The 10,463-nt window shown below is 61.3% G+C and carries 10 protein-coding genes; 5 read left to right on the plus strand and 5 right to left on the minus strand.

Going from position 1 to position 10,463, the window contains the following annotated elements; genetic code table 11:
- Positions 1-20: 20 nt before the first annotated feature.
- Complete coding sequence (locus ACVDHI_RS20085; protein WP_039041147.1) at positions 21-1,376, minus strand: ATP-binding protein; 1,356 nt, start codon at positions 1,374-1,376, stop codon at positions 21-23.
- Positions 1,373-2,068: a response regulator gene (locus tag ACVDHI_RS20090; RefSeq protein ID WP_010672450.1), complete on the minus strand. Its 696-nt coding sequence runs from the start codon at positions 2,066-2,068 to the stop codon at positions 1,373-1,375. Before ACVDHI_RS20090 ends, ACVDHI_RS20085 begins: the two co-directional genes overlap by 4 nt.
- Positions 2,069-2,155: 87 nt before the next feature.
- Here ACVDHI_RS20090 and fieF point away from each other — a divergent pair, with 87 nt between their 5' ends.
- The 4 genes from fieF to ACVDHI_RS20110 all read left to right on the plus strand — a co-directional run bounded on the left by fieF (position 2,156) and on the right by ACVDHI_RS20110 (position 5,588).
- Positions 2,156-3,067, plus strand: a complete 912-nt coding sequence (gene fieF / locus ACVDHI_RS20095) for a cation efflux pump FieF (RefSeq protein WP_043155671.1) — start codon at positions 2,156-2,158, stop codon at positions 3,065-3,067.
- 8 nt (positions 3,068-3,075) lie between these two features.
- Positions 3,076-3,855, plus strand: a complete 780-nt coding sequence (gene cysE / locus ACVDHI_RS20100; RefSeq protein WP_010672452.1) for a serine O-acetyltransferase — start codon at positions 3,076-3,078, stop codon at positions 3,853-3,855.
- A gap of 21 nt (positions 3,856-3,876) precedes the next feature.
- Positions 3,877-5,157 carry a hypothetical protein gene (locus ACVDHI_RS20105; protein WP_010672453.1) on the plus strand — a complete coding sequence of 427 codons (1,281 nt, stop codon included), beginning with the start codon at positions 3,877-3,879 and terminating at the stop codon, positions 5,155-5,157.
- Between the two features lie 221 nt (positions 5,158-5,378).
- Positions 5,379-5,588, plus strand: a complete 210-nt coding sequence (locus tag ACVDHI_RS20110; RefSeq protein ID WP_010672454.1) for a cell division protein ZapB — start codon at positions 5,379-5,381, stop codon at positions 5,586-5,588.
- Between the two features lie 72 nt (positions 5,589-5,660).
- On the opposite strand, the gene elbB is transcribed toward ACVDHI_RS20110, so the two are convergent.
- Positions 5,661-6,311 (minus strand): isoprenoid biosynthesis glyoxalase ElbB, encoded by a 651-nt coding sequence (elbB, locus tag ACVDHI_RS20115; RefSeq protein ID WP_324063563.1) that lies wholly within the window; start codon positions 6,309-6,311, stop codon positions 5,661-5,663.
- 401 nt (positions 6,312-6,712) lie between these two features.
- Here elbB and polA point away from each other — a divergent pair, with 401 nt between their 5' ends.
- Entirely contained in the window at positions 6,713-9,463 is a 2,751-nt protein-coding gene (gene polA / locus ACVDHI_RS20120) for a DNA polymerase I (RefSeq protein WP_324063566.1), read from the plus strand.
- 91 nt (positions 9,464-9,554) lie between these two features.
- On the opposite strand, the gene ACVDHI_RS20125 is transcribed toward polA, so the two are convergent.
- Both ACVDHI_RS20125 and ACVDHI_RS20130 read right to left on the minus strand, forming a co-directional pair.
- Positions 9,555-10,094 carry a gamma carbonic anhydrase family protein gene (locus ACVDHI_RS20125; RefSeq protein ID WP_010672457.1) on the minus strand — a complete coding sequence of 180 codons (540 nt, stop codon included), beginning with the start codon at positions 10,092-10,094 and terminating at the stop codon, positions 9,555-9,557.
- A gap of 153 nt (positions 10,095-10,247) precedes the next feature.
- Positions 10,248-10,463: hypothetical protein (locus tag ACVDHI_RS20130; protein WP_447212453.1), on the minus strand; the 216-nt coding region annotated here is incomplete at its 5' end.

Below are 10,463 nucleotides of genomic sequence, written 5' to 3' on the forward strand. Positions count from 1 at the left end.
TGCCGATGAAAAGGGGGAGGTCAGGGCATGGGCAGGCGGATGGTGATGACCAGTCCGGTCGGCTGATTGCTGCTGGCCCGGATGGTCCCCCCATGACGCTGGATCGCCTCGGCGGCGATGGCAAGGCCGAGACCAGTGCCCCCGGTCTTGGCGTTGCGGGCATCGTCCACCCGAAAGAAGGGCAGGAACAACCGGGGCTGCTGCTCCACCGGCACGCCAGGGCCGTCATCCCGTATGGTCATCACCCATTCCCGTCCCTCCCGGTACCAGTCCACCTTGATGAACTCGCGGGCATACTTGAGGGCGTTGCGCAGGGGATTTTCCAGGGCGCGGGCCAACAGTTCCGGCCACATGGTGAGGGATTCGGCGGGCAAGGAAGGGAGCCTGAGCTGTTTGCCGTTCTGGTTTGCCTCGAACATGGCGTCATCCAGGATGGGCTCCAGCAGCTCCGCCAGGGGCAGCGTCACCGGCGCCTCCACATGTTGCTGCACCCGCGACAGATCCAGCAGATCCCCTATCAGCTTGTCGAGCCGGGCTATCTCCCCTTCGATGCGCGCCAGCTCGGCGCTGTCCCCCTGCTTGCGGCGGATCAGCGCCTGTGCGAGCTGGATGCGGGTCAGGGGGCTGCGCAGCTCGTGGGAGATGTCGGAGAGCAGCTGCTTCTGCTTTTGGATCATGTCCTTGAGGGTATCGACCATGCGACTGACATGTTCGGCCAGCTGGCCTATCTCGTCGCGCCGCCCCAGGTTGGGGATCTGTATTTCCAGGTTGCCCTGGGCGAGTTGGGAGACCGACTGCTGCAACTGCAGTATGGGGCGGGTCAGGCGCCAGGCGAGCAACAGACAGAGCGGGGTGCTGACCAGCATGGCGATGCCCAGGATCTGGATGGGGTGATCCAGGATCTGGATGAAGAGGAACAGGTAGGAGTTTTCGACGTTCAGACCGAAATAGACGTGATAGGTCTGGCCGTGATGGACCATCTGGAAGGGGCCGGCGATGGCGCGCTGGTGTTCGCTGCCCAGCATGGGCTTGGCCGGGTTGTCCGAGTCGAGCATGAAACGGATCACGAACTTGCTTAGCCGGGTGCTGGACTGCATCTGCCCCTTGGCATCGCGTAGATAGATGTTGTCCACCGGCAAGAGGCCCGCGGCATCGATGGCCTTGGCCAGATCGAAATCCTGCTCGGGATCCGCGCCCCGTTGCAGCGCCGCCAGGTTGTTGTTGAGACGGGTGATCTCGTGGGCCGGCAGCGGGATGATGTTGCGGGGGTCCAGGGTGGGGAGGATCACCACCGCGGCCACGACCAGCAGCAGGATGAACCAGAACCAGAGGAAGATCTGGGTGGAAAGGCCGTTGAAGGTGCGGGCCGATTTCATGCCTGCTCCAGCCACAGGTAGCCTCGTCCCCGCACCGTCTTGAAGCGGGGCTGGCCGTCAGCCCGCTCCGGCAGCTTCTTGCGCAGGTTGCTCAGGTGCATGTCGATGGCCCGATCGAAGGGTTCGAGCTTCTTGCCCAGCACCTGCTCGGAGAGCAGGCCCTTGCTGACGATCTGGCCCGGATTGCGCAGCAGGCACTCCAGCAGGCCGAACTCGGTGGCGGTGAGCTCCAGCAACTGATCGTCGCAGCGAGCCTGTTGCAGGCCGGGCTGCAGCACCAGATCCATGAAGCGCACCTCTTCCGAGCTGCCGCCGCGCTGGGGAGCCTGGCTCTGGGTTCGACGCAGGATGGCGCGCACCCGGGCCAGCAGCTCCCTGTCGTCGAACGGCTTGGCGAGATAGTCGTCGGCACCGGCCTCCAGCCCGTTGACCCGATCCTGGCTGTCGCCACGGGCGGTCAGCATCAACACCGGGGTGTCGTGGGTCTTGCGCAGCCGGGTCAGCATCGCGAAACCGTTGAGTCTGGGCATCATGACGTCCAGCAGCACCAGGTCGAATGCCTGTTCTGCCAGTCGCTGCAATCCCTCTTCCCCATCCTCGGCGACGGTGACCTCAAACCCCTCCAGGGTCAGGATTTCGGTGAGCAGCTGGGTCAGCTCGAGATCGTCGTCGACCAGGAGTATTTTGTTCATCTGGGAGTCACTCTGTTGATTTTGCACGCCAAACTGACGTCCGGGTCAGGGTATAATAAGTTTTTACGCGTCGGAGGAAAGCCGGTTTTGAGCCACCAACACTATTCCCGCTGGGTCACCCTGGCCAGCATGGCCGCTGTGACCACCGCCACCCTGCTCATCCTGGGCAAACTGATCGCCTGGCTGATGACGGATTCATCCAGCCTGCTGGCATCCCTGACCGATTCCTTCATGGACATCAGCGCCTCTCTCATCAATCTGCTGGCCATCCGTTATGCGCTGGCCCCTGCCGACGAAGAGCATCGCTTCGGCCACGGCAAGGCGGAGTCCCTGGCGGGTCTGGTGCAGTCGGCCTTCATCTCGGGGTCCGCCCTGCTGCTGGTGATGCACGGCATCTCGTCGATGCTGAATCAGGTGCCCGTGGTACGCCTGGAGGCGGGGATCTGGGTCAGCGTCGGCTCCATCGTGCTGACCCTGCTGCTGGTGAGCTTCCAGGGCTTTGTCATCCGCAAGACCAACAGTGTGGCCATCAAGGCCGACATGCTGCACTACCGTTCCGACCTGCTGCTCAATGGCGGCGTGCTGGTGGCACTGGTGCTGGCGGGGCAGGGGTGGTACTGGGCCGACGGCCTGTTTGCCATTCTGATCGGTCTGTTCCTGGTGTGGGGGGCTGTCCATATCGGCTACGAATCGGTGCAGGCCCTGCTCGATCGTCAGTTGCCAGAGGAGGAACAAGCGAGAATAATGGCCCTCTGCTGCGCCGTAGAGGGGGTGCATGGCGTACATGACCTGCGTACCCGCCAATCCGGGCCGACCCGTTTCGTGCAGTTGCATCTGGAACTCGATGATCAACTGCCTCTGGTCAGGGCCCATCAGATAGCCGACGAGGCTGAACTGGCCGTCCGCCAGGCCTTCGAGCGGATGGATGTGATCATTCACATGGACCCCATCTCGGTGCTGACAAAAGAACGACAAAGCACTCACCCTGAACAACAGTAGGCTGCAACATGGATGATCTGGTTGCCAGAACCTGGCAAAAAATTCAGCAGGAAGCGCAGAGCATGGCGGCCCAGGAGCCCATGCTGGCCAGCTTCTTTCATTCCACCATTCTCAATCACCGGGATTTGCGCTCGGCGCTGAGCTTCCAGCTCGCCAACAAGCTCGACAGCACCACCATGCCTGCCATCGCCTTGCGGGAAGTGATCGAGCTGGCCCTGCGCAGCGAGCCCGAGCTGCTGGCCGCAGTGGCCGCCGACATCTGCGCGGTGCAGGATCGCGACCCGGCGGTCGACCTCTTCTCCACCCCGCTGCTCTACCTCAAGGGATTCCATGCTCTTCAGGGGTATCGGGTGGCCAACTGGTTGTGGCGTCAGGGACGCCGTGCCCTGGCGCTCTATCTGCAAAACCAGATCTCCGTGGTGTTCGGCGTGGATGTACACCCGGCCGCCCGCATCGGCAAGGGCATCATGTTTGACCATGCCACCGGTATCGTGGTCGGCGAAACCGCCGTCATCGAGAACGACGTCTCCATCCTTCAGAGTGTGACTCTGGGGGGGACCGGCAAGGAGAGTGGCGATCGTCACCCCAAAATCCGGGAAGGGGTGATGATAGGGGCGGGGGCCAAGGTGCTCGGCAACATCGAGGTGGGCGTCGGCGCCAAGATCGGTGCCGGCAGCGTGGTGATCAACCCGGTGCCGCCTCACACCACGGTCGCTGGCGTGCCCGCCAGGATTGTGGGCCGCCCCGAGTGCGACAAACCTTCCCTGGACATGGATCAGTGCCTCTGATCCCCTGACCGAGGCCGTTGTATGGTCAAGCGCTGGTCAGGCTTTCTGATCCTTGGGATGTGGCTGCTCAACCTGCTGCACCTTTATCTGGACTTCTCCCCCTGGCCCGCCGCCATCGCGGCCTGGGCCGCCTCCCTGCTCACCTGGCCCTGGCTGGTGGGTGCCGCACGGCGCCAGGCGCTAGCCCTCTACGGCGCGGCGCTCCTGCTGCTGCTCTTTTCCTGGTGGCGAGGGGCCAGCCTCAGCCCCGGTGACTGGCTCTTGCCGAACATCAACATGCTGACCATGTTTGCCGCAGTGAGCACCCTCAATCTGGCTACCTCCGGCCTCTTGACCGGCACCGCCTCCTGGTCCGGTCGCAAGGGGCTGTGGAGCACCATGGCCAGCCTCAATCTGCTGGGGGCCGTCATCAATCTTTCGGTGCTCTTCATCATCGGCGATCGGCTGGAGCGCAACGGGACGCTGGAGCGGCGTCAGGTCATGGTGCTGAGCCGGATCTTCTGTGCGGCTGCGTTTTGGTCCCCCTTCTTCGTCGCCATGGCGGTGGCCCTCACCTATGCACCGGGTCTGCAACTGGGCAGCATACTGCCTTTTGGCATACTGGCGGCCTTGCTGGCCATGGGGCTGACGGCCTGGCAGGTAGAGCGACTCGGCGTGGAGACCTTTGAAGGTTATCCGCTGCGGCTCCAGACCCTGGGGCTACCGGTGACCCTGGCACTGCTGGTGCTGGTGATCCACCGTTTCTGGCCCGGACTCAGCATTCTGGCGGTGATCGCCCTGGTGGCGCCCTTGCTGGCCTTGCTGTTCATGCCGCAAGCGGGGCGAGGGGCTGCTCTCAAGCGCCAGGTGGTGGAGCGCTTCCCGGCCATCGGTGGCCAGCTTGTGCTGTTTCTGGGGGCCGGCCTGCTGGCGGCTGGCATCAACAGCGCGCTGTCAGTACTGGATTTTGGCAGTGGCCACGGCCTGCCGCTGTTCAACCACTTCGGCTGGCTGGAAGCCTGCCTGACCCTGCTGCTGATCTTCCTGGTGGCCATAGTGGGCGTGCATCCTCTCATCAGCATCTCGGGGGTGGCGCCGCTGCTCTGGCCGCTGGCACCGGATCCCAGCCTGCTTGGCATGTGCTTCCTCATGGGGTGGGGGCTGGCGACCGGGACGAGCCCGCTTTCCGGCTCCAATCTGGCGCTGGCGTCCCGCTACAACCTGAGCGCCGGGCTGCTGCTGCGCTGGAACCTGCTCTACGGCCTGTTGATGTACGCCGTGGCCTGTCTGATGATGGGGGGCTTCATCGCCTTGCATGGCTGATGGCGGCATCGGCAGGAGGGCGGGTTGTGCCACGGCGGACGCCCGGGATCGAGGTTCCTGCTGCCTGCGAGAAAAACCGACGCATATTTAAGCAATACCGGGCCGCAGGGCGCATTTTGCAACGTGCTGGCTTGTTTGTGCCGAGCGCATCAGGGTATGCTGGCTCCACGCGCTTGAATCGCCCTCTGTGGGGCATCGCAATTGAACATACAGGTATGCATATGTCACTAGAAGTCCTTGAGCAACTCGAATCCAAAGTACAATCCGCCGTCGACAACATCTCCTTGCTGAAGATGGAGCTGGACGAGCTGAAAGAGCAGAACAGCAAGCTGCAAGACGAAAACCACCAACTGCGCAACGAGCACGTTGCCTGGCAAGAGCGTCTGCGTGCCCTGCTGGGCAAGATGGACCAGATGGGCGATGCCATCTGATCCCGTCTGGACTGACCGGAATGAAAGCGGGCCGCTCCTTGAGCGGCCCGCTTGTTTTGGTCTGCCGGGCAATCAGAGTGCCAGCAGCTGTTTGACGGTCTTCTCGATGCCGTCCGCCGCCTCCACAATATTGTTGGCCAGCATGTAGGCAGGAGTGGAGATGACCTTGCGCTCCTGATCCACCACGAATTCGCGCACCGGGCAGTCGAGATGACTGCCACCCATGGCTTCGATGGCGTTGGCGGCGCCCTCGTCGTTGCCAATGGTGGCCAGGGTGCCTGCCCCATAGATGAGCGGGATCATGGCCGGTGCGATGCAGATGTAGGCGGCCGGTTTGCCTGCTCTGGCAAAGCTCTGGCAGGCCTTCAGCACATCCGGCTGGATGCGGCACTCTGCGCCCTTGATGGCGAAGTCACACAGGTTCTTGGCGGCGCCGAAGCCGCCCGGCACCAGCAGGGCGTCGAAGTCGGCTGCATCCAGTTCAGCTACATCCCTGATCTGGCCGCGGCAGATGCGGGCCGCCTCGACCAGCACGTTGCGGCTCTCTCCCTCGTTGACCTCGCCGGTCAGGTGATTGATGACATGAAGCTGAGGGACATTGGGGGCGAAGCATTGAACGGATGCTCCCTGACGGGCCAGCGCCAGCAGGCTGATGACGGCCTCGTGGATTTCGGCGCCGTCAAACACGCCACAACCACTCAAGATCACGGCCACTTTTTTCATGACAGACTCCTCGTTGTTGAAAATGTGAGCCAGGGTAGATTGTTGTACTTTTGTATGGTTATCGTTCGACCTCCGCTGGTCAAGTCATCTCCCTGTGCTAGGATTGTTTCGTTCTGGATCCTGCCTTAGTACCCCCCTTGAATTTTTTTCCACATTGATCGAGATCATGATGCGTGTGTCATGTTGAGTTTTTATGATCTCAACGTAATGTTTTAAAAGACATTTTTTGTTTTAATCCACAGCTTTGTCACGGCCGTGATGCAATGGTGCCATTTTTGAGCACAGAGTTATCCACAGAAATGTGCCCCACCGGCGCGCCGGGGTGATGGTGGGAGTCCCCTTGGTGTGGTGCGGGCCCTGTGGCATCCTAGCGGCTGTTTATTCTTGGCAGGACGATTTTCATGGCCTCTAGCAATCCTCTTATTCTGGTCGACGGCTCTTCATATCTTTACCGCGCCTTCTTTGCCTCGCAGCAGGCCGATCTGCGCACCTCGACCGGCTTGCCTAGCGGCGCCGTCCGTGTCATGGCCAACATGATGCGCAGCCTTCGCAAGCAGTACCCCGACTGCCACGTGGCCGTGGTGTTCGACGCCAAGGGCAAGACCTTCCGTGACGACATCTATCCCGAATACAAGGCAACACGCGCCAGCATGCCGGACGATCTGCGCAGCCAGGTCGCTCCTATCCACCAGATGATCAAGGCAATGGGTTTCCCCTTCCTGATGGTCGAAGGGGTGGAGGCCGACGACGTGATCGGCACCCTGGCCCGTCAGGCGACCGAGAAACAGCTGCCTGTGCTCATCAGCACCGGCGACAAGGACATGGCGCAGCTGGTCTCCGACCATGTCACCCTGATCGACACCATGAAGGATGTGAAGACCGATCGGGAAGGGGTGATCGAGAAGTTCGGCGTACCGCCCGAGCTCATCATCGATTACCTGGCGCTGATGGGGGACAAGGTGGACAACATTCCCGGCATGACCGGTGTCGGCGAGAAGACCGCACTGGCCCTGTTGCAGGGGATAGGCAGCATCGACGAGATTGCCGCCAACCTCGACAAGGTGGCGGCGCTCGGCTTCCGCGGCTCCAAGGCGTTTGCCGACAAGTTCCGCGAGCAGGAAGAGCAGGTGCGCCTTTCCTATGTGCTGGCGACCATCAAGACCGACGTGGTCCTGGAGCAGAGTCTGGAAGAGCTGCAGCTTGGCCCCATCGACAAGGAGGCCCTGCTGGCGGTCTATCGCGAGTACGAGCTGCGCAACCTGATCAAAGAACTGGAGTCTGGTGGCGAGGAGAGCGAAGCCGCAGGTGATGAGGAAGGCGCCGCCCCGGTAGCCGCCATCGAAACCGACTATCGCTGCATTCTGGATGAGGCCGAATTCGATGAGTGGTTGGCACGGTTGCAGGCGGCGCCGCTGTTTTCCTTCGACACCGAGACCACCAGTCTCGACTATATGGACGCGCGGGTCGTTGGCGTCTCCTTTGCCATCGAGCCGGGCAAGGCGGCCTATGTGCCCTTCGGCCACGACTATCTGGGGGCGCCGGTGCAGCTGACCGAGGCCGTGGTACTCGGCAAGCTCAAACCGCTGCTGGAAGATCCGGCCCGTCTCAAGGTGGGGCAGAACCTCAAGTACGACCGCAACGTACTGCTCAACCACGGCATCGAGCTGCAGGGTATCGCCTACGACACCATGCTCGAATCCTATGTGCTCAACTCCACCGCCAGCCGCCACGACATGGATTCGCTGGCCCGCAGGTATCTGAACGCCGAAACCATCTCGTTCGAAGAGATCGCCGGCAAGGGGGTCAAGCAGCTCACCTTCAACCAGATTGAACTGGAGCAGGCGGCCCCTTACGCGGCGGAAGATGCCGACATCACCCTGCGTCTGCATCAGGCGCTGTGGGGCAAGCTCTCTGCCGAACCGGGACTTGCCAAGGTATTCAGCGAGATCGAATTGCCGCTGCTGCCGGTGCTGGCGCGGATGGAGCGACTCGGTACCACCATCGAACCCAAGCTGCTGCATCAGCAGAGCCAGGAGATCGAAGTGCGTCTGGCAGAGCTGGAGAAGCAGGCCCACGAGCTGGCCGGGCAGGAGTTCAATCTCTCCTCGCCCAAGCAGCTGGGTGAAATCCTCTTCACCAAGCTGGGGCTGCCGATCATCAAAAAGACCCCCAAGGGAGCGCCATCCACTGCGGAAGAGGTGCTGGCCGAGCTGGCGGAGACCTATGATCTGCCGCGTCTGCTGATGGAGCACCGTGGCCTGGCCAAGCTCAAGTCCACCTACACCGACAAGCTGCCGCTGATGATCAAGCCGCAGACCGGGCGGGTGCACACCTCCTATCACCAGGCGGTGGCGGCGACCGGTCGACTCTCGTCCACCGATCCCAACCTGCAGAACATTCCGGTGCGCAACGAACAGGGGCGCCGTATTCGGCAGGCCTTCATTCCGTGCGCCGGTTACAAGCTGGTGGCGGCGGATTACTCCCAGATCGAGCTGCGCATCATGGCCCACCTCTCCGGTGACAAGGGGTTGCTGACCGCCTTCGCCGAGGGCAAGGACATCCACAAGGCGACCGCCGCCGAGGTGTTCGGGGTCGCGCTCGATGCGGTGACTAGCGACATGCGCCGCAGCGCCAAGGCGATTAACTTCGGCCTTATCTACGGCATGAGTGCCTTTGGTCTGGCCAAGCAGTTGGGTATCGGCCGTGCCGAGGCGCAGAAGTACATGGATCTCTACTTCGAGCGCTACCCGGGGGTGCTGGAGTACATGGAGCGCACCCGTCAGCAGGCGGAAGCCCAGGGTTATGTCGAAACCCTGTTTGGCCGTCGTTTATATCTGCCGGATATCAAGTCCCGCAACGCCGGTCTGCGCAAGGCAGCCGAACGTGCCGCCATCAACGCGCCCATGCAGGGTACCGCTGCCGACATCATCAAGCGCGCCATGATCAACGTGGATGGCTGGATCCGCGGGATTGAAGACGAGTCGATCCGCATGCTGATGCAGGTACACGATGAACTGGTGTTCGAGATCCGCGAAGAGAAGCTGGAGGAGTACATCGCCATCATCAAGGAGAAGATGTCTGCCGCAGCCGAACTGGATGTGCCGCTTCTGGTTGAAGCGGGTACCGGTGACAACTGGGATCAGGCCCACTGATTTCTGGTCAGCCGTTCTGCACGGCTATATAGCTATAATAAGAAGCGAAGCCCGGCATTATGCCGGGCTTCCTGTTTGTGGTGGCGGGGTATCAGGCTTCTTGCAGATACTCGTCCTTGAGCAGTACATAGTTGTCGGCCGAGGTCTTCAGGAAGGCGATCTCGGCCGGCTTGAGAGGGCGCGCCTGCTTGATGGGATTACCCATATAAAGAAAGCCGGCCTCTAACCGTTTGCCCGGTGGCACCAGACTACCGGCACCGATCATCACATCATCTTCGACCACGACCCCGTCCAGCAGGATGGCACCCATGCCGACCAGCACCCGGTTGCCTATGGTGCAACCGTGCAGCATGGCTTTATGACCGACCGTGACATCCTCGCCGATCAGCAACGGATAGCCGCCGGGGTTGCTGGCACTCTTGCGGGTCAGGTGCAGCACTGTGCCGTCCTGCACATTGCTGCGGGCACCGATGCGGATATGGTTGACGTCCCCTCTGGCGGCCACCATGGGCCAGATGCTGGCATCGTCACCCAGCTGGATATCCCCCACCAGGGTGGCACAGGGATCCACATATACCCGTTTGCCCAGTTGCGGGCATTTTCCCTTGTAAGGTCTCAGTCGCAAGTCCATCTTGGCCTCCTTGTTTTCGGCCATTCTAGCAAGATGACACCGGTTTCTGTGGATAAGTTTGTATAAAAGCTGTGCCTGGATATGAATAACTAAAAAAGTGCCGATTTTTGCAATTTTATTGCAGAGGAGGGGTTGCCAGAACGAATTCGCTCCCTATAATGCGCCTCCATCGACAGGGCAAGCGGCAACGCAAACAAGCCGGTCGGCAGCCTCGAAAAGCCTCGTAAAATAAGGCTTGACTCGAGAAGGCGGTTGAGTAGAATGCCACTCCCGCAGCAGCCAAAAGCTGTGTCGCTCTTTAACAATTTGAATCAAGCAATCTGTGTGGGCACTCACAGCATCGAGCATCAAAAACAATTTTTGATTTTC

The sequence above is a fragment of the Aeromonas sp. 25-248 genome (genome assembly GCF_053005425.1).